The following is a 19,419-nucleotide window of genomic DNA, read 5'->3' as shown; positions in this document are numbered from 1 at the left end:
TCCCCGAGTGATCACGATGGTTTCCCCGCGTTCCGCACTGTCCAGCACGGAGGCGAAGTTCCGTGATGCTTCAGTAGCGGTCATCGTCTTCATGAACTCATTTTCTCAGAGAATCTGATGCCCGACAAGCCACGTGGAGCACCGGCAGGACACCGGACGGCGAACGTTCGCCCACAGCACTGTGCTGCGACGCCGCGCGGTCGACGAGTCCGTCGAACAGATCCAGCACGGCCTGATCATCCCCGCCGGCAAGCGCAAGCTACAGGCCCCCTCAGTCGCGAGCTGCACCGGGCACTCGCCGAGCACGCCAAGCGCGATGCGTATCTCGAAGCCGTCGATCAGGCCCACGCCGACTTCGCCGCAATTTCGGGAGGGAGGACAGGGCCGTCGGCTCCGATCTTCTTTAGGCACAACTCCTTCAGCACGGCATCTTCAGCCAGGTCGCCGGCACCGCCCGGTGGGTCACCCCGTCTATCGCCACCTGAGACACACTCCCTCGCGAAGTGAGCCGCACCCGGAACGCGCCTGGCGCGGGCGGTGAACGGGCATCGGAACAAGGTCAGCTACAGGCAGTCCGTAGTCCGAGCAGCCGAACGAGGTACGTCGGCGACCCTCGGCTCACCTGCCCCGCCGAAACCGTGAGGCACGGGGGGCGACTCCGTGGTGCGACCTGGGACCGTTTTCAGTACGGTCCGTTTCCCCCCAAGCCGACCGGCTGTGTCGGTAGCGGCACGATCCAAACGAGCCCAGTTGCCACCACACCGCGTCGACTCCGGCTACGCCCCCGGGGGCAGAGTGGGCGGCTCGGCACCGGAGTGCCCTCTGCCGGTTTCCTCGCGTCCAGCCACCGTCCAGAATCCCAGTGCCCAACCAGTCACTGGGGCCGTGTAGCTCAAGTTCAACCACTGCGAACTGGAACATCCGTGCAGCTCAGAGGCGCTCGCACTACCGACATCGACAACGAGGCTGGACTCACGCGCAGCGGATTCAGTCCGTTCAGGCGAAGTTGACGATCCAACAGGACAAAGTGAACGTTTCCGCAGGTCAGAGGCCTGTGCTGGTGGGGCGGGTGGGACTCGAACCCACGGCCGACGGATTATGAGTCCTTCGAGGATCTTGGCGGCCCTTGCTCGTCCACGCTCATTCATGACGTTCTTGCAGGTCAGAAGGGGCGGGTCATGTCGACGCCCCTTCGCCTTTGTCAGTCTGTTCCTGTCCTTGGGTCCCGACTGCGTCCCGACACCGCCTGATTGGACAGGACCCACGGGCTTGGCGGGGCGTCCTACGAGTTCGGCGCGGGGCTCGAACCCTGCCGCAGCGGATCTTCTTTCCAGCGCCCATAGGCTCCGCCCCTGAAACGGGGCGGAGCCTATGGATCCGTATTCGCCCTGTGGCGCAGGTGTCCGGGGTCACAGGACCCGCGAGGGCCGTCGCCTTCACACCGGCGCAGTGAGCTGTCGTCGTGAGGGTGCGGTCAGGCCGCGAAGGAGGCAAGCAGTTCGTTGTACTGCTTGGCGGCTGTGTTCAGGTCTTCGTCGGAGAGGCCGAAGGCGGTGCCGTACAGCTTGACCATCGGCTGGATGTCGAACTGGCAGAGCCGCAGGGTGGCGTGCCAGTTGCTGAGGAGGGTCTCGATGGTGGCCTGGTTCGAGCCTTCGGGGGTGTAGTGGTCTGCGGGGACGCCGGCGGTGACGGCGACGACGGCCTTCTTGCCAGCCAGCTGCGAGGCAGAGCCGTCCATGGTGAAGGCCCAGCCGAGGGTGAAGACTTTGTCCTGCCACTGCTTGAACAGGGGGGTGGTGTTGTACCAGAACACCGGGTGCTGGAAGACGATCACGTCGTGGTCGGCCAGCAGTGCCTGCTCGGCGTCGACGTCGATCTGGAAGTCGGGGTAGGTGGCGTAGAGGTCGTGCACGGTGACATGGGCCAGCTCGCGGACGGCGTCGACCAGAGCCTTGTTGGCCTTCGACTGGGACAGGTCGGGGTGGCCTACGACAAGGAGAACCTTGGGCATGATGAGAGAACCTCTTCAGTGATCAGGGAAATGAATGGGCAGGTGCGGGCTAGCCGGGTGTGACGGGCCAGATTCGGCAGGGCGTCAGATCACCGGTCGATGCTGGCCATGTTTGCCTCGTCGTGGCGTTCGCCTGCGGCCGGTGTGAGGTTGTTGAGGCGGTCGAGCTGAGTGGCGCTGAGTTCGATGACGTCGGCGGCGGTGTTCTCTTCGACGCGTGCGACCCGGCGGGTTCCGGGGATGGGGGCGATGTCGTCGCCGCGGGTCAGTAGCCACGCGAGTGCGGTCTGGGCGGGGGTGGCTCCGATCTCGGCGCCGATGGCCTGTACTTCGTCGACGATCGCCAGGTTGCGCTGGAAGTTCTCGCCGGTGAAGCGCGGGTTGGTTTTGCGCCAGTCGTCGTCGGCGAAGTCGTCGACGGTGCGGATCTGCCCGGTCAGCAGGCCGTGGCCGAGCGGTGAGTAGGGCACGAATCCGATGCCGAGCTCGCGCAGCAGTGGGAGGATTTCGGCCTCGACGTCGCGGGTCCACAGGGAGTATTCGGTCTGCAGTGCAGTCACCGGATGTACGGCATGTGCCCGGCGGATCGTCTCGGGGCCGGCCTCAGAGAGGCCGATGTGGCGCACCTTGCCTTCGGTGACCAGTTCGGCCAGCGCACCGACGGTCTCCTCGATGGGGGTATTCGGATCGACGCGGTGCTGGTAGTAGAGGTCGATGTGGTCGGTTCCGAGCCGCTTGAGCGAGCCTTCCACCGCGGTCTTCACGTTGGCGGGGCTGCTGTCGATGACGCCGGGGCCGTCGCCGGCGTGGGAGACGAGGCCGAACTTCGTCGCCACGACGACGTCGTCTCGGCGGCTCTTGATGGCCTTGCCGACGATTTCCTCGCTGTGGAAGGGACCGTAGATCTCGGCGGTGTCGATGTGGGTGACCCCGAGGTCCAGGGCCTGGTGGATGGTGCGGATCGACTCGGCGTCGTCGAGCCCTCCGCCCGTGGTGTAGGTGCCGGCCATGGTCATGGCTCCCAGGCCGATGCGGGAGACATCGAGCCCGCCCAGTGATACGTGCTTCATCAGGTACTCCTTGTCGTGACGGCCGTCAGGCCGGCCGGTAGTCGTGAGTCGTGGGGCGCCACCTGTCGGCGGATCGTGCTGGGGTGATCCGCAGGCTGAACCAGCTGCGCCGGGTCAGTGCCCGTGGGCTGCTGGCTCCAGAACGAGGACAGGGATCTCACGGTCCGTGTTCCTCTGATACTCCGCGTAGTCGGGGAACGCTTCGACGGCTCGGGCCCACCACAGGGCCTTCTCATCCCCGGTCACCTCGCGTGCCGGCATGTCCTGGCGCACCGGGCCGTCCTGAAGTTCGACCCGGGGGTCGGCCACCGCGTTGTGGTACCAGACCGGGTGGGTGGGGGCTCCCGCCATGGAGGCGACCACGGCGTAGGAGCCGTCGTGCTCCACCCGCATGACCGGCGTCTTGCGGATCTTGCCGCTCTTCGCTCCCAGGGTGGTCAGGATGACGACGGGCAGGTCCCGGAGCCTCTCGTCTTCTTCACGTGCGATCAGGACACTCAGCGTCGTTCCCTGCGTACCGCCGGAGCTTTCGTACAGCTCCACCTGGTCCCGCACAAACTGCGCCTTGCTCTGCTCATACTCGCCTTTGAGGGGCATGTCGACTCTCTCCGTGCTGTCGAAACGTGCACCCGGCGCGCTCCTCCGTCCTGGCCGGGGTGCGGGGCGTGGTGCTCAGGCGTGGGCGTCGTCGTAGGCCAGGGCGCCGCCCAGTTCGCGGGATGCCTGGGCCTGGGCGAGGAGCTCCTTCGCCTTGGCTTCGGCGGCCTCGATGGCGTCGGCGCCGGCGACGAAACGCAGCAGCGGCTTCTCCAGCTGGGCGATGGTGAGCAGGGCGCGGGCGAGCTTGGCGGGGTCGCCGGGCTGCTGGCCGTTCATGCTCTTCATGCCCTCGATCCGGGGTGCGGTGCGCGGGGCGTAGTCGTCGATGGACAGCTCGGGCCAGTTGGTGGAGCCGTCCACCAGGAGTTCGGTGCGGAAGTAGCCGGGCTCCACGATCGTGGTGTGGATGTTGTACGGCTCGACGTCGTAGCGCAGGGACTCCATCCAGCCCTCTTCCGCGAACTTCGAGGCGGCGTAGGCGGAGGTGAACTCCATGCCGACCAGTCCTGCGGTCGAGGTGATGGTGATGACGTGGCCGGCGCGCTGCTTGCGCATGATCGGCAGGACGGCGCGGGTGACGTTCATCGGGCCGAAGAGGTTGGTCTCGAACTGCCGGCGCATCTGCGCGGGCGAGATCTCCTCGAAGTAGCCGGTGAAGAGGTTCCCGGCGTTGTTGATCAGGACGTCGATGCGGCCGAAGCGGTCGACGGCGGCCTGCGCGGCGGCCTCGGCGTCCTCCAGGCTGGTGACATCGAGCCTGGTGACCAGCAGGTTGTCCTGCGGCCCGCCCAGGGTCTTCTCGACCTCGTCGGGGCGGCGGCCGGTGGCGACGACCTGGTGACCGCCGGCGAGGGCCTCGCGGGCGATGTCCGTGCCGAGGCCACGTCCGGCACCGGTGACGAGAATGACCTTGCTCATGTGGGGGTTTCCTTTCAGGCGCCGTGCTCCGGCACCCGCTGTGTGCGGGGGTGATGACTGCAGGGCAGCCTGCGCCGCAGAGGGGGCTGGGGCCGGCGGCACGAGCGCCGTCTGCCTGGACGGTTCACACCGCCGTGGGCGGTGCACCACCAACGAAACCGGCTGTCACGCGAGGGTGGGAGTCCCTGATGAGGGGGTCACTGACAGGGACCCCCAACCCGGCGGACGCGCTCGTAGAGTGAAGCGCATGGCAGGCAGAAACGACCCCAACGGCACCAACCGCGACATCCGCGATGATTTCCGCGCGGAGATCCGGGAATTCCTCGGCACGCGGCGAGCCAAGGTCACCCCCGAGCAGGCCGGACTGCCCCTCTACGGCGGGGAACGCCGACGGGTCACCGGGCTGCGCCGGGAGGAGGTAGCCCTCCTCGCGGGCATCTCCAGCGAGTACTACACCCGGCTGGAGCGCGGCAACGCCACCGGCGTCTCCGAGAGCGTCATCGAGGGCATCGCGCAAGCACTGCAGCTCGACGAGGCCGAACGCATCCACCTGCTCGACCTCCTGCGCGGCGCCGGCACGACCCGCCCGCCACGCCGCCGCCCCGCCCAGCAGCGTGTCCGGCCCACGGTGCAGCGCGTCCTCGACTCAATGACCGGCACACCCGCGTTCATCCTCAGCGGACGCGGGGACATCCTGGCCGCCAACCACCTCGGACGCGCCCTGTTCTCACCCGTCTACGCCGACCCGGTACGGCCGCCGAACAACGCCCGTTTTGTCTTTCTCAGCCCGCACGCGACCGAGTTCTTCCGCCACTGGGACGAAGTCGCAGGCGACACGGTCGCCATGCTGCGCGCCGAGGCCGGCCGCGACCTCTACGACCGGCGGCTGACGGACCTGATCGGGGAGCTGTCCACCCGCAGCGAGGAATTCCGTCGCCGCTGGGCGGCCCACAATGTCCGCATGCACACCACCGGCGTGAAGCTCCTCCACCACCCGGTCGTCGGCGAGCTCGACCTGCCCTTCGAAACCTTCCCGCTCCCCGACGGCCCCAGCCAGTTCCTCCTCACCTACACCGCCGAACCCCACTCACCCTCGCAGGACGCCCTGAACCTGCTGGCCAGCTGGGCCGCGACCCACGACGACATCGAGCGGTCCGCGCCGGCCAACGACTCCCAGCCCGCCGACTCGGGCGAAACACAGGACTGAACGACGGGCCACGCGAGGCGACATGCCCGCCCGCGAACACGACAATTGACCACCCGGACGGCAACACCCGAAACGCATCGGGGTGGGCGAGGGCGGCGCTCGGTTCGCATCGCGGCCGAGGCCCCTCGGGATCCGGCCAGGCCCAGAGCCCGAGGTGTTCATGCCGGCGCCGCGGCTGTCTCTCCCTGCGGGATGAGCGGGCCGGGCACCGTCGTCCGGATGGACGGGTCCAGATCGAGGCGGCTGTTCATGTCCAGCTCGAACCGGCCGTAGGGGTCCACGTGAGTCCAGAACAGTGGGGACAGGGCCCGCCGGTCGGGATCGGTGAGCCGCTCCTGCCACTTCTCCTCGTCCAGGATGTCCTGGAGGAGCAGCAGCAGGCTGAAGCCGAGCATGTGGGCGAAGGCGAACCCGATGATGGAGGCGCCGTGCGTGTGGGTGTACTGCCGGTCGATCTCCACGTCCGTGCAGTGCCGCAGGACGCCCTCGATCATCGCGGCGACCTCGGAAACCGAGCAGGATTTGAGCTGGCTGTAGACGCACAGCGACTTCTTCTCGACAGTGCCAGTAGATCATCACGCCGGGGCCGCGGTACCGCTGGTGCCACTCAGTTCGTGCTTGCCGGTGACCGCGACCCGCTTGATGCCCATGTTCGTGCCCAGCGCGAAGAGCACAGTACGGGCCGTTTATCCGCGCTACAGCAGTCGCCGCGACCGGGCCTGTGCTCCGGGGCTATGGAGCACCCCTGCCTGCGGCCACCGACGCCCGTCCGACTGTCTCCCGCTGGCCGGCGTCGACAGGATGGGCCCGAGGCAGCCACTTCCCAGTCCCCGCGTCCCAACAGCGTCCCAAACTCGGCGTCAACCGGTTGTACAGCCACCTGCGGCGGCTTTGCCTCGGCCGCGGGCTGCTACGTCTGTACAGGTCAGAGCGATTCGAACCCACGCCGCTTGCAATGGCGTTGGACTCACGAGCAGCGGATTCAATCCGTTGAGGCCGAGTTGGGGTACCGGCACCCCAGAAGGGACGTTTCCACAGGTCAGAAGCCTGCACAAGTGGGGCGGGTGGGACTCGAACCCACGGCCGACGGATTATGAGTCCTTTGAGGATCTTGGCGGCCATTGTCGATCAACGTCGATCCATGACGTTTTCGCAGATCAGCGGGATTGATCGTTGACGGCTGAGTACGGCCCTTGTCGGTCCGTGCCTGTCCTTGTGGCCCCTGTTCGGCCCCTGAGCGCCTTTGCCGGACGCCGTAGGTCCGCGTCAGCCAGCCTCCCTCAGCGTGACGAGCGGGCCGGAACCGGCTCGCAGCGGATCAGCTTTCCAACGCCAAAGGCTCCGGTCCGAGTTGCCGGACCGGAGCCGCACTGCCGAGCAAGCAGAGCACCGGGCTCAGACAGCGTAAAGAGACGCTCCTTGCAGAGGCATTATCACGGACGCGCACTTCAGCCGTGGTAGAGCACGCGGACGGCGTAGGCGTCGGCCGGAAGGCCCATCAGGTAGTCGCTGAAGTAGCGGCGCCGCTCGGCGTTCGCCACGTCCAGCCAGCGGCCGTCCAGGGTGAGCAGGGCGTTCGAGGGCAAGACGTCGTCCACGGCGTGGCGCACCAGGCCATCGAGGTCGTCGCTCAGACGGGCGATCGGGTCGCCGCCCACGACCTCCTCCAGTTCCGGGTTGTCCAGGAGCGCCGCGATGACCGGCTGCGCGCGGTAGTCCTCCAAGGCCTGTGAATAGCCCTCGGGGTCGGCGAGATGCCGGGCCCGGAAGTCACCGAAGGCGCGGCCGGGCGGGTAGGCAGAGGCGAACCCCTGCCATGCCTCGAAGGCCCTGCGTGCCCTGGCGGCCGCCTGTGCCCGCGGCGTTTCCAGATCCAGCAGTGCTCGCGGCCCGCCGTCGCACAGGGTCGGCGGAACGTTGCGCGGCTCCCCGGACAGGGCTTTGGCACCCCTGATGAGGCGCGGGTCGCCCTCATGCCCCGGGACGACCAGGAACTCGATGCCCCGGCCGTCGATCCGCCAGTAGTCCCACCAGGTCTCGACATCCGGATCACCGACCCCGGCATCACGGTTGTAGTCGAACGGCGCCATCGCCGCACCGATGGCCTCTACGACGTCCCCCGGGTCGCACGGAGGGATGCACACCGTCACTCGCTCTTTTGCCATAGCTCTTTCCTCGGTCTCCTTCCGACGCCCATGCTCACATCATCGGCGGTGGGTCACAGGAAACGAGCCAACCGTCGCCGCCGCGCTGCCACGAGCGGGTGTCGTCCCAGATCATGTACAGGTCCCCGATCACCCCGAGACCGCCCATGAGCTTGCCCATCCGGCTACCTCCGCCGCCCATCCTCGACGTGGAAGGTGCGTCGGGCACACTGGGTGCCCTCTCCGTGACCTCGCCGGGAACGATGCGGATAGCGCCGCCGTCGATCTTGCGGATCAACGGCTGGACACGATGCGTGTCGAACGAGCCGTCCGGCCAGATCACGCGGACGTGCTTGTTGCCGACAAACCTGTCCCGGATCGCCTCGGCTTCGGCCTGGCTCTTGGCGACGTAGACGACGTTCTGGGTCTGCCCCTTGGCCTGGGCATCCATCTTCCGCGCCACGGTCTTGGCCGTGTTGTCGGGGTTGAACTCCTTGTTGTTGCTCTCGTTGGCGTCCCAGGAGTGGGCCTGTCCGGTGTCCACTCCCCGCCGATCGGCCAGGCCCTGGCCCACCCGAACGGTTGCGCGCCAACAAATGGAATATACAAAAGATCTTGTACCTTGATATACTGAGTTCGATACACTCGAGCGGAGAAGGTCGCCATGAGCCGTACGGTCATCGATCTCGACGATGAGGCGCTGGAAGAGGCAGCCAGAGAGCTCGGCACCTCCACCAAACGCGACACTATCAACACGGCGCTGCGGGAAGTCACGGCCCGCTACCGGCGCCTGCGGGCACTCGACGAAGCTCGCGAACTGGTGGCCGAGGGCGCTCTGGACGTCGACCTACTGATGGACAAGCGCGCATACCGCCCCACGAGCGCCCACGCGGCACGCGATGACCGCGACGCCGGAGCGGACGCATGACCGTCGCCGACTACCTCATCGACACCTCCGCCCTCGCCCGCGTCCTCCTCCGCCAGAACACGACCGAATGGGACGACAGGATCGGCGCCGGCCTCGTCGCGATCTGCGACCTCACCGAACTGGAAGTCCTCTACTCGGCCCGTTCCGCCACGGACCGCACCCGCTTGAAAGCAGCACTCGACGCCCACTACACCTGGTGCCCCATGCCTGACGGCGTCTACCGCCGCTCCCGCGTCATCCAGGAACAGCTGACCGCCAAAGGGGAACACCGCAGCGCGGGCCCCGTGGACCTCCTGGTGGCCGCAGCAGCGGAAGAAGCGGAACTCACCCTGCTCCACTACGACCGCGACTTCGAAACCATCGCTCGCACGACAGGGCAGCCGGTTCGCACGATCGACCTCAGGCAGTAAAGCTCGCGCGGTCCGGACGGGCACCGAGCTTCTGACCGACCTGGCCAGCGTGTCTTCAGCGGGGGGACCCGGTGTGCTCCCGCACAGTCGCCGCCTCGCTCGCCGTCGTCCCGGCCCCCGGCTCGGCATCCTTCTTCGCGAACCCGCGCCGGCCCGGCAGGACCGCGAGGACGATCAGTGTTCCGGCGGCCATGATGATCCCGCCGATGAGGCTGGTCTGGGCGACTCCGTGGGCGAATGCCTGATGGACGGCGTCCACGGCGGCCTGGGCCTGCTGGGGCCCGGCGGAGGGATCCTGCGCGACCCGCTGCGCGATGGCCAGGCCGGCGCCGACCGAGTCCTTGGCGGTCTCCATCGCCTCCGCCGGGAGCCGGTTGCCCACCAGGTGGGTCAGTTCGTCCCGGTAGGCCGTGCCCAGCAGCGAGCCCAGCACCGCGATGCCCAGCGCCCCGCCCAGCTCCAGCGCGGTGTCGTTGACACCGCCTCCGACGCCCAGCTCGGATTCGGGGAAGGAGCCCATGATCGTGTCGGTGGCCGGGGAGATGGCCAGACCGAGCGCGAAGCCCAGCATCATCAGCGGCACCAGGAAGTCCCCGTACGTCGACCCTTTGTCGATCTGGGTGAGCAGAAACATGCCCGCCGTGCCGATGGCCAGGCCGGTCACGGCCATCACCCTCACCCCCAGCTTCGGGGCGAGCACCCCGGTCACCGCGGACCCGAGGAACACCGCCCCGCCCAGCGGCAGCAGCCGTAGGCCCGTGTCCAGGGCGTCGTAACCGAGGACGAACTGCAGGAACTGCGTCGCGTAGTAGAGCACGGCGAACATGCCGAAGAAGAAGAACATCACCGCGAGCATCGAGCCGGTGAAGGGCCGCAGCGCGAACTTCCGGACGTCCAGCATCGGGTGCGGGTGCCGCAGTTCCCAGGCGACGAAGGCGACCAGACCGACGCCGGCGACCACGGCGGCGGTGACGGGGCCGGCGTCCCAGCCGGAGTGCGGGCCCTCGATGGCGGCGTAGATCAGGGAGCCGACGGTGACGATCGACAGCAGACCACCGGCGTAGTCGATCCGGCCCATTCCCTCCGCCTTGGACGGCGGTACCAGGGCGAGCGCGCCGCACACGGCGAGGACGGCGAACGGCACGTTGATCAGGAAGGTCGAGCCCCAGGCGTGGTCCTCAAGCAGCCAGCCGGAGACGAGCGGGCCGAAGGCTACCGCCAGCCCGGAGGTCGCGGCCCAGGCGGTGATGGCCTTGGCCCGCTCGCTCCGGGGGAAGGTCGCGACCACCAGGGACAGCGTGGCCGGCATCACGACTGCGGCACCGATACCCATGATCGCGCGGGCCACGATGACCAGCGAGGTCTCGTCGACCACGCTCCCCATCACCGAACCGCCGGCGAAGATCAGCAGACCGAGCACCAGCGCGCCGCGCCGGCTGTACTTGTCGCCGATCGCGCCCAGCACCAGCATCAGCGCCGCGTACGGAACGGTGTAGCTGTCGACGACCCACTGCAGATCACTGCTGCTCAGGCCCAGGTCGGTGGTCATGTCGGGGGCGGCGACGATCAGTGACGTGTTCGCCATCACCGTGATCAGCAGGCTCAGGCACAGCACGAGCAGCGCCCACCAGCGCCGCGCGTAAGGCCCGGTCATTTTCTCCACGGGGGTGTTCAAAAGGAAGGACATCAGTAGCTCCTGAGAGGGACGGGGCGGACCCGCGGAATCACTTGACTGCCCGTGAGGCGAGCGGATGACGGGCTGAGATCTCCGGGCTTCAAGATCACGCTGCGGCCCCTTGTCGGCTTCCCTCGGCGATCCCCTGGAGGGCCGCGTCGGTGTCCGCGATGGCCAGCATCTTGTTGATGTCGATGCCGGCCAGTGCGCCGGCCGCTGCGGAGGCCCCGACCTGGGCAACCGGATCGGTGACGTTGCCGGCCACCCACACACCCGGCACCTCGGTGGTGCCGTCGATACCGGAGGCGAAAGTGCGGCCCGTCGGCAGGTCCTGCACCGGCAGGCCCAGCCCTTCCAGGCCATGGGTGCGGGCCTGCATCTGCGGGGCGACCGCGAGGACGCGGCGGGCCACGACCTGCCCGTCGGCCAGGCGCACCCCGGCGAGGGCACCGTCATCGCCGCTGAGGACCTCGGTGACCGGGGTGTCGATGACGCGGATGCCGCGGGCGGCGAAGCGGGCGCGGTTGTCCTCGTCCAGGTCGGTGCCGTGGGTGAAGTAGGTCAGGTCCTCGGTCAGCTGGCGGAACAGCAACGCATGGCCGATGGAGGCCGGGCCGGTGGCGAGGATGCCGATGGGTTCATCGCGCACCTCCCAGCCGTGGCAGTACGGGCAGTGCACCACGCTGTGTCCCCAGTGCTCGGCGAGGCCGGGCACCTCGGGCAGCACATCCTTCAGGCCGGTGGCCACCAGGATGCGGCGAGCGGTGACGCTGCGGCCGTCGGCCAGGGTGACGGTGAACCTCAGGTCCCCGTCCGCCGACGGGGCGGCGGACTCGGCCGAGACCACCTCACCGAACACGACGCGTCCGCCGTACTGGCGCACCTGCTCCCGGCCCCGTCGAAGGATCTCGGACGGCGGGGTGCCGTCCAGGGCGATGAGGCCGTGCACGGCCTCCGCGGGCGCGTTGCGCGGGGAGCCGCCGTCGATCACGACGACCGAGCGGCGGGAGCGGGCGAGGATCAGTGCACCGTTCAGCCCCGAGGCGCCCCCGCCGATCACCACCGCGTCGACGGTCCCCCCGGCCAGTGCGTCGCTCGCGTACGGAGGAGTGGTCACAGCCATGGCCTCCTGCTTTTCCTTGTCAGTCATGGTTCGGTCAACCCTTCGAGTTCTGGGTGGTTGCAGGGGTCAGCTGGTCAGAAAGCCGAGGACGTGGTCGGTGACCGCCTTGGGCTGTTGTGGAGAGTCCGGCCCCGGTCTGCCTGGGGCGTTCGTGATGTCCAGATCCAGAACGGCGGTGAAACTCGCCGTCGTCAGGGTCGCGAGGACCAGACTGGGCCTTGTCGGATTGGAAGGCGTCGCAACGCCGGGCGGGCACGGAGGAGTTCAAAGGCATGGGTTGCCCTCAATCGCGCCAGGCGTGCACACAGCCCGTCCGGTGAGCTCAGGACCGTTGTGTACTGGACTGTCAGAAACCTAGGCGGTTCTGTACTGAGTTGTCAAGTGCGACAGGTCGACCCTCACCCGCCCCGACAATGCCCGGAATGTCGATTTTGCGGCGAGCATGCCGCCGCAGCCCGAACCGCTCGAACGGTTTCGGGCCCGCAGATGTCGGCGAAGTCAACCCGAGTAGGCTGCGCCGACGGCGATGCCCCTCATCGGAGGGGGCGGTCCGGCACGACCGCCTCTGACGGGACCCGGCTCACCACGCTCCCGACGAAGCCTCTGACCAGTTCAGACAGCGCGTGTGCGGCGATGTAGGCCTGCAACGCCGCGAGGTCGCCTGTGCCGACCACCTCGGTGAGTTCGGCGAAATCGATGGCGGGTACCAGCGATTCGTAGCGTCGGCGGACGTCGTCGAAGGAATCCTCCGTGTCGATGACAAGGCGGTTGACGAGGTGGGGGACGGCCTGAGTCATGGCTCTTTCTCATGTCTGGTCGGGAATGAGCCGGGGGTGCCGGTCGTTTGGGTCAGGCTGCGTCGAGCAGGATGCGTGCCATCTCGTCGGGGCGCTCCAAGGCGGAGAAGTGGCCGGTACGGGGCACGGTGATGCGGTGGACGTCCGTCAGCGCGTTGGCCACGCGGTCCCGCTCGGCGGCCCGGGACCAGTCGTTCTCGCTGTAGACGAGAGTGACGGATGCCGACACGCGGGGATAGCGTTCGCGGGCCCGGTCGAATCCCTTGAGGCTGCGGAAGATCCCTCGGGCCACTTTGTCGTAGCCCTTGCGGCGGCCGCTCCTCAGTAGCTCGGTGATGAAGTCCTCGGGCAGCTTGGTCTCGTCGACGTAGCCGCCCTGCAGAATTGCGCGAAAGACGGGCCGCGGCTCTTGGGTGGCGAAGAAGGGGCCCACCACGGGCATCCGCACGCTGGAGATGATGAGGCGGGCGATCCAGTTTCCCCGCTCCCCGCCCTGGGGGTAGTCGTAGCTGTTGAACGCCACGACCCGGCTGATCCGGTCCTTCAGGTCGATCGATGCCGACAGGGACAGGGCGCCCCCGAGCGATTCGCCCGACAGGGTGACGTCGTGGAGGTCCAGTCCGCGGACGAATTCGACGACCGCGGCCCGCAGCTGCGGCTCCTCGTACTGTGCGCCAGGGACGATGTCGGACCACCCCATCCCGGGCAGATCCAGCGCGTAGACCGTGTAGTGGTCCCACAACAGTGGGATCACCCGCTGGAAGTAGTCGAGTTGGCCGCGCACGGTGTGCATCAGAACGAGGGCGGGGCCGGTGCCCACCGTGTAGTAGCGCAGCCGCGAGCCATCGGCCCGGGTGAAGAACCGCACCTCGCCGCGGCCGTCGCTCCAGGTTCTCGCGTACGTCGCGTCGGGAGACTCGTCGCGTTCCATGGTTCTGTCCTTTCAGGGAAAGAGAATGCCGCAATGCGGGCATTCTCCTTGTTTCGCTGGCTTGTGAAGTTGCTCAGGTGCAAAGAGGCGCGGTCGCATGACCCGCAGCCCGGCGCGGGTGTTCCCCTTGGTCATGACGGCTCCTGGGCCGGGTCGGCGGCGGCGGTGAGGGGGAGCAGCACCTGGAAGCGGGTGTCGCCGGGTACGGACTCGACTTTCAGGTCACCGTGGTGCTTGTTGACGACGATCCGCCAGGAGATGTCGAGCCCCAGCCCGGTGCCCTCGCCCACCGGTTTGGTGGTGAAGAACGGGTCGAAGATCCGGCCGCGGATCTCGGCCGGCACTCCCGGGCCCGTGTCGCGGAACTCCACCAGCAGCCGGTCGTGCACCACAGCGGTGCGTACGGTCAGCGTCCCTTCGCCGCCCGCGCCCTTGATGGCGGAGACGGCGTTGTCGATCAGGTTGGTCCACACCTGGTTCAGTTCGACCGGGTAGGCCGGAATCCTCGGCACCGAACGGTCGTACTCCTTCACGACCTTGACCTGGGGACCGATCTTGCCCGACAGCATCAGCAGCGTGCTGTCGAGGAGTTCGTGCACATCGGCGACCTGGTAGGGCGCGCGGTCCAGCTGCGAGTACTGCTTGGCTGCGTCGACGAGGTGCGAGATACGGGTGGTGGAGTCCTCGATCTCGGACATCAACAGCTCGGCTTCGACCGTGTAGTTCAGGCACTCGATGGCACTCTGCAGGGCTTCCTGTTCGTCGACGGCCGCCGCGATCTGCTCCAGCCAGTCGACGTCGAGACCGCCCTGCACGAAGGCCGGCGCGATCTGCCAGCCGTTCTGGACACCGTGGTCGTCCAGCCAGTCGGCGAGTTCGTCCTCCCGGACGGACGCTTCGAGCGGGCTCAGTGCCGGCGCCTTGGAGACCCGCTCGGCCGTACGCTCCTGGAGCTCGACCAGGGCCTTCAGGGCGTCGCCGTGGTAGGGGCCCGAGGCGATGACACCGAGCTTGTTGCGCATGTGCGCGACCCGGTCCCTGAGCGCCGAGGTGGCCCGTACGGCCGCCGCGGCCGGGTTGTTGAGCTCATGGGTGAGCCCGGCGGACAACGAGCCCAGCGCCAGCAGCCGTTCGCGCTGCCCGACGGCCCGCTGAAAGGTCTGCGAACCGAGGGCGAGCCCCTCCAGGAGATGGACCGCCATCGGAAACCACTCGTGGATGAGGTTCGCGAACGATTCGGCGGGCAGGACGAAGAACCGCGTCGGCTCCGACACCCGCAGCGAGTTCATGTACCGCTGCGGTTTCCCGTCCCCGAGGTACGCCATCACGGCCCCCGCGTACACCCCTGGCTGGGAGGTGCGGCTCACCTCGATGTCGTCGCCGCCCACCCGGCGCGACATGACGACCGTGCCCTCGATCATCACGTACAGGCAGGTCGCCGGGTCACCCTCGGTGAACACCGGCCCGGGGTCGAACAGTTCGACCCGTCCCTCGCCGCACAGCCTGTCGAGCTGCTCGGCGCTGAGCTTCTCGAACAGGAAGAGGGAACGGATCTCCGCAGCGTCGCACGGCATCGGCTGTCCGCTCATGACTGCTCCAGATACCGGTGGACGAGCATCACGGCCATGGCTCCCTCTCCGACGGCGGACGCGACCCGCTTCGCGGACTCCGCGCGCGCGTCCCCGGCGACGAACACGCCGGGGATGTTGGTCTCCAGGTGGTACGGCGGCCGGTCCAGCTCCCAGCCCGCCGGTGGCCGCCCGTCGGCGGTCAGGTCGGGCCCGGCCAGGATGAACCCGTGCTCGTCCCGCAGCACCGTGCCCTCCAGCCAGTCGGTCAGCGGGGCCGCCCCGATGAACACGAACAGCCACTGCGCGTCGACCCGTTCGGTCTGCCCGCTCGTCGTGTCGCGCAGCGTCAGCTGTTCCAGGTCGTTGTCGCCGTGCGCGGCCTCGACGACCGTGTGGGCCCGTACGAAGATGTTCGGCGACTCGGCGATCTGCTGGATCAGGTAGTGCGACATCGACGCGGTGAGGTCCGCTCCGCGCACCAGCAGGGTGACCGACTTGGCGCCCCTGGACAGGTACATCGCCGCCTGTCCCGCCGAGTTGGCGCCGCCGACGACGTACACGTCGTGGCCCTGGCAGGCGGCGGCCTCGGTGAGCGCGGACCCGTAGAACACCCCGCGGCCCGACAGCTCGTCAGCACCCGGCGCCTCCAGCTTCCGGTACGACACACCGGTCGCCAGGATCACGCTGTGCGCCGCGATCTGCGACCCGTCCGCGAACCGTACGAGCCGCGCCGCACCGCTGCTCTCCAGACCGGTCACCTCACGCGCGGAGAGGATCTCGGCGCCGAACTTCGTGGCCTGGCGTCGCGCCCGGTCGGTGAGCTGGCCGCCGGACACCCCGTCCGGGAAGCCCAGATAGTTCTCGATCCGCGAACTCTGCCCGGCCTGCCCGCCGGTCGCCGACCGCTCCACGAGCACCGTACGCAGGCCCTCCGAGGCCCCGTACACGGCCGCGCCCAGCCCGGCCGGGCCGCCGCCGATGACGACCAGGTCGTAGAAGTCGGCCGTGGGCGTCGTCGCCAGCCCCACGTGCGCGGCCAGTTCGGGCACCTCCGGCTCGACGAGCGCCGTACCGTCCGCCGTGATCACCACCGGCAGCCGCTGCCCGTCCTGCCCCGCCGCGGCCAGCAGCCGCTGGCCCTCGGGCTCGTCCGTCGAGTACCAGCGGTACGGCACCTGGTTGCGGGCCAGGAACTCCCGGACGTCCGAGGAGCGGGCCGACCACCGGTGACCGACGACCTTGGTGGCGGGCACCGGCCGGAAGTCACTGCATCGCCACGCCTCCAGGAGATCGTCGAGGACCGGGTAGAGCTTCTCCTCCGGCGGGTCCCACGGCTTGAGGAGGTAGTGGTCGAGGTCGACGACGTTGATCGCGTCGATCGCCGCGTCCGTGTCCGCGTACGCGGTCAGCAGCACGCGCCGGGCGCCCGGATAGATGTCCAGGGCCTGTTCGAGGAACTCGATGCCGTTCATCTGCGGCATCCGGTAGTCGGCCAGGATCACCGCGACCAGATCACCGCGCAGCTTCAGCTCCCGCAGCGCCTCCAGCGCGGACTCACCGGACTCCGCGCGCACGATCCGGTACGACTTGCCGTAGCGCCGCCGCAGGTCACGGGCGACGGCCCGGGACACCCCGGGATCGTCGTCCACGGTCATGATGACGGTCCGCGGAGCGTCCAACAGCGGTAGGACGGGAGACGCTGATGCCGGCTTCGGTGTCTCTGGTTCGGACATGTACGTCTCCTCGGGCGCCGCCCCGTACAGCGGGGTCAGCCGGCCAGTCGGTTGAGCTTGCGAATCTGTCCGTCGAAGGTGCGCGAGGGCACGATCCGGCGCAGGACGCTGACGCGTCTGGCCATCGAGCCGGCGGTGTACCGGAGCTTGGGCTTGGAGTCGGTGGCGGCGGCGACGATCACCTTCGCGACAACGTGCGGGCCGTCGGCGTTGCGCACGGCCGTGGCCAGCACGTCCCGGGAGACCTCCCGCTGTGCGGCGTAGACCGGCAGGGGCAAGTCAGGTGCCATGCTGCTCGCCTCGAAACTCGTTTTCGTGTAGGCCGGCTCGATCAGCAGCATCCGCACGCCGTGCTCGCGAAGCTCGTGGTCGATGGACTCGGAGTAGCCCTCCACCGCATGCTTGGTGGCGGCGTAGACGGCCATGAAGGGGGCTGGGATCAGACCGAGTACCGAGGAGACGTTGACCACGCGGCCACTGCCCTGGGCACGCATGTGCGGCAACACTGCGTTGGCCATCCGCATCACGCCGAAGACGTTGATGTCGAAGACCTCCTTGGCCTGGTTGATCGAGCTCTCCTCGCCGGCGCCGACCGCGCCCACGCCTGCGTTGTTGACCAGGACGTCGATCCGGCCGAACCGATCGATCACCTCCCCGACCAGCGAGCGGACCGACTTGTCGTCGGCCACGTCGAGATCGAGGAACGTCACCCCGGCGAGCGGCTCCGCTTTCGCCGCGTTGCGGCTCGTTCCGACCACCGCGAAGCCGGCCCCCACGAGGGCGAGCGCCGCCGCCCGCCCGATCCCGGAGGAGGCGCCCGTCACGAGGGCCACTCGTGGAGCTGTCTGCATGGTGGTTCCTTCGGTTGTGGTCATGACTTCGTCGGGCGCTGCGCGAGGTCGCCTGCGCTCAGGCCGACTCGGTCCGCACCGGTCCCGCAAGCCCGAACCAAGCCTGTCCGGGGAGCTCAGGACGGTTGTGTACTGAACAGTCGAAAACCTAGGCGGTTCTGTACTAAGTTGTCAATAAGCCTGGGTCGGCTTTACCTTCTATGCATGGCGAGACCACGAAGCTTTGACCGCGATCACGTCCTGCATGCCGCCGAGCGGCAGTTCCGCGCCTCGGGCTACAACGGCACGAGTGTCGACGACATCAGCGCCGCCACCGGCCTGGGCCGCGGCAGCCTCTACGCCGCGTTCGACGGCAAGCACGGCGTGCTGCTGGAGGCGATGGCCGGCTACTTCGCCCGGCTGGGGCAGGGTCCGCGGAAGATGCTCGACGGGCCGGACGAGGGCGCCCTGGAACGACTGCACGCGTACTTGCTCCGCGCCGTCCACGGGGTGCCACTCGCCGCCGACGTACCCCCCGCCTCTGACCGGGCGGGGGCAGCCTGCTTCGCCGCCAAGATGGCCCTGGAGATCGGCGCTTCCGACCCCGAGGTGAAACGCCTGGCCAACGACTGCTTCTCCGTGGTCCGGGCGGCGGTGGCCGAGTGTGTGCGAGCGGCGCAGCGCAACGGCGACATCGACCCCGACGCGGATCCCGACGACCTCGCGTACCTTCTGCTGACCGTCATCCGCGGGAGCGATGTCGTAGGCGCGTACGGCCACAGCCCCGACCGCCTGACCTCGATTGCGGAGAGCGCGTTCGCCTTGCTGCCTCGCCCGCGCCACGCCTGAGAGGGGCACGGCCGGCCTCGTTGCACAGCCATCTGACCGTGAGCGTGGCTGCTGGCTCCTGACAAACGCACGGGTCGGTCGCGGGACGACCAGTGCGGGTGGCGGTGAGGCGGGCCCTCGGGCGACGGCTGGGCGCCCATCGGCCCGGGGGGCCACTACGCCCACCCCGCTCCTCCGCCGACGTCCTCGTTGACCGCCGCTGACTTCGTGGGGGAAACTCCAACACGCCTGCCTCGCCCGCGCCCGACGCGTCGACAACTACCGGGCTGGCCGACGTGGTTGAGGACTACCGGCGATGCACCGGCGCGGGACTGCTCGCCGTAGGAGATGACCGTACGCTCCTGAACCGCTGGTGCGATCGCACGCTCCATTGAAAGACACTCGGCACGGTGAGTAACCCCTGACTCAAAGGCCGCGCGTACGGGGGGTGCGGACCGACATTCCCGCCCGACGTCCCTTGGCCCCCACGAGGCCGCCCGCAACGGCGTCGAAACCCTCGGCCGCCTGCCAACGGCCTGTCACACCTGACGTACCCGAACCCCGGGAAGGTCGTCGAAGTGGGCCCGCTTGTCGTGGGTGACCACGGTACGGGCTGTGGTCAGCGCGGTGGCCGCGATGA

The 19,419-nt window shown here is 68.4% G+C and carries 18 protein-coding genes and 2 pseudogenes; 5 read left to right on the top strand and 15 right to left on the bottom strand.

The features are described 5' to 3' along the window. The 5 genes from AB0958_RS40420 to AB0958_RS40400 form a co-directional block, all read right to left on the bottom strand. The coding region (locus AB0958_RS40420; RefSeq protein ID WP_366895476.1) for a type II toxin-antitoxin system prevent-host-death family antitoxin at positions 1-84 on the bottom strand (84 nt) is incomplete at its 3' end. A gap of 1,390 nt (positions 85-1,474) precedes the next feature. Beyond that, positions 1,475-2,014: an NAD(P)H-dependent oxidoreductase gene (locus AB0958_RS40415; RefSeq protein ID WP_142264162.1), complete on the bottom strand. Its 540-nt coding sequence runs from the start codon at positions 2,012-2,014 to the stop codon at positions 1,475-1,477. An 89-nt stretch (positions 2,015-2,103) separates the two neighbouring features. Beyond that, positions 2,104-3,084, bottom strand: a complete 981-nt coding sequence (locus AB0958_RS40410) for an aldo/keto reductase (RefSeq protein WP_366895474.1) — start codon at positions 3,082-3,084, stop codon at positions 2,104-2,106. A gap of 114 nt (positions 3,085-3,198) precedes the next feature. Continuing rightward, the gene (locus AB0958_RS40405; protein WP_366895473.1) at positions 3,199-3,681 is read right to left on the bottom strand and encodes a nitroreductase family deazaflavin-dependent oxidoreductase; all 483 of its coding nucleotides are present in this window, start codon (positions 3,679-3,681) and stop codon (positions 3,199-3,201) included. A gap of 75 nt (positions 3,682-3,756) precedes the next feature. Continuing rightward, on the bottom strand, positions 3,757-4,602 hold the full coding sequence (locus AB0958_RS40400) for an SDR family oxidoreductase (RefSeq protein WP_366895472.1): 846 nt from the start codon (positions 4,600-4,602) through the stop codon (positions 3,757-3,759). 247 nt (positions 4,603-4,849) lie between these two features. Between AB0958_RS40400 and AB0958_RS40395 the strand changes: the two genes are divergently transcribed. Then, entirely contained in the window at positions 4,850-5,809 is a 960-nt protein-coding gene (locus AB0958_RS40395; RefSeq protein WP_366895471.1) for a helix-turn-helix transcriptional regulator, read from the top strand. 158 nt (positions 5,810-5,967) lie between these two features. On the opposite strand, the pseudogene AB0958_RS40390 reads toward AB0958_RS40395, so the two are convergent. From AB0958_RS40390 to AB0958_RS40380, 3 genes and pseudogenes are all read right to left on the bottom strand, one after another. Beyond that, positions 5,968-6,421 (bottom strand): annotated as a pseudogene (locus tag AB0958_RS40390) (Tn3 family transposase); the annotation flags it as partial. 836 nt (positions 6,422-7,257) lie between these two features. After that, the gene (locus AB0958_RS40385) at positions 7,258-7,974 is read right to left on the bottom strand and encodes a hypothetical protein (protein WP_366895470.1); all 717 of its coding nucleotides are present in this window, start codon (positions 7,972-7,974) and stop codon (positions 7,258-7,260) included. Positions 7,975-8,008: 34 nt separating this feature from the next. Further along, entirely contained in the window at positions 8,009-8,527 is a 519-nt protein-coding gene (locus AB0958_RS40380; RefSeq protein WP_366895469.1) for a hypothetical protein, read from the bottom strand. A 90-nt stretch (positions 8,528-8,617) separates the two neighbouring features. Here AB0958_RS40380 and AB0958_RS40375 point away from each other — a divergent pair, with 90 nt between their 5' ends. Both AB0958_RS40375 and AB0958_RS40370 read left to right on the top strand, forming a co-directional pair. After that, a complete protein-coding gene (locus AB0958_RS40375) occupies positions 8,618-8,881 on the top strand; it encodes a type II toxin-antitoxin system VapB family antitoxin (RefSeq protein ID WP_366895467.1) in 264 nt (87 codons plus the stop codon). Further along, positions 8,878-9,291, top strand: a complete 414-nt coding sequence (locus tag AB0958_RS40370) for a PIN domain nuclease (RefSeq protein WP_366895466.1) — start codon at positions 8,878-8,880, stop codon at positions 9,289-9,291. The genes AB0958_RS40375 and AB0958_RS40370 overlap by 4 nt, the downstream gene beginning before the upstream one ends. Positions 9,292-9,346: 55 nt before the next feature. Here AB0958_RS40370 and AB0958_RS40365 read toward each other — a convergent pair whose 3' ends face one another. The 7 genes from AB0958_RS40365 to AB0958_RS40335 all read right to left on the bottom strand — a co-directional run bounded on the left by AB0958_RS40365 (position 9,347) and on the right by AB0958_RS40335 (position 17,972). Continuing rightward, positions 9,347-10,978 (bottom strand): MFS transporter, encoded by a 1,632-nt coding sequence (locus AB0958_RS40365; RefSeq protein ID WP_366895465.1) that lies wholly within the window; start codon positions 10,976-10,978, stop codon positions 9,347-9,349. Between the two features lie 94 nt (positions 10,979-11,072). Beyond that, complete coding sequence (locus tag AB0958_RS40360) at positions 11,073-12,089, bottom strand: NAD(P)/FAD-dependent oxidoreductase (protein ID WP_366895475.1); 1,017 nt, start codon at positions 12,087-12,089, stop codon at positions 11,073-11,075. Between the two features lie 533 nt (positions 12,090-12,622). Next, positions 12,623-12,886: a hypothetical protein gene (locus AB0958_RS40355; protein ID WP_366895464.1), complete on the bottom strand. Its 264-nt coding sequence runs from the start codon at positions 12,884-12,886 to the stop codon at positions 12,623-12,625. Positions 12,887-12,938: 52 nt separating this feature from the next. Continuing rightward, positions 12,939-13,817, bottom strand: a complete 879-nt coding sequence (locus AB0958_RS40350) for an alpha/beta hydrolase (RefSeq protein WP_366895463.1) — start codon at positions 13,815-13,817, stop codon at positions 12,939-12,941. 131 nt (positions 13,818-13,948) lie between these two features. Next, a complete protein-coding gene (locus AB0958_RS40345) occupies positions 13,949-15,406 on the bottom strand; it encodes an ATP-binding protein (protein ID WP_366895462.1) in 1,458 nt (485 codons plus the stop codon). After that, positions 15,403-17,043: an FAD-dependent oxidoreductase gene (locus AB0958_RS40340; RefSeq protein ID WP_366895461.1), complete on the bottom strand. Its 1,641-nt coding sequence runs from the start codon at positions 17,041-17,043 to the stop codon at positions 15,403-15,405. The genes AB0958_RS40345 and AB0958_RS40340 overlap by 4 nt, the downstream gene beginning before the upstream one ends. A gap of 113 nt (positions 17,044-17,156) precedes the next feature. Next, the gene (locus AB0958_RS40335) at positions 17,157-17,972 is read right to left on the bottom strand and encodes an oxidoreductase (protein WP_366895460.1); all 816 of its coding nucleotides are present in this window, start codon (positions 17,970-17,972) and stop codon (positions 17,157-17,159) included. Positions 17,973-18,176: 204 nt separating this feature from the next. Here AB0958_RS40335 and AB0958_RS40330 point away from each other — a divergent pair, with 204 nt between their 5' ends. After that, complete coding sequence (locus AB0958_RS40330) at positions 18,177-18,800, top strand: TetR/AcrR family transcriptional regulator (protein ID WP_366895459.1); 624 nt, start codon at positions 18,177-18,179, stop codon at positions 18,798-18,800. A 245-nt stretch (positions 18,801-19,045) separates the two neighbouring features. Next, positions 19,046-19,174 (top strand): annotated as a pseudogene (locus tag AB0958_RS40325) (ABC transporter ATP-binding protein); the annotation flags it as partial. Positions 19,175-19,419: the final 245 nt, after the last annotated feature.

Origin of the sequence: Streptomyces sp. NPDC006655 (genome assembly GCF_040703965.1) — a bacterium.
In the GTDB taxonomy this organism is placed as follows: Bacteria; Actinomycetota; Actinomycetes; order Streptomycetales; family Streptomycetaceae; genus Streptomyces.
This window is presented reverse-complemented; position numbering and strand designations above follow the sequence as displayed.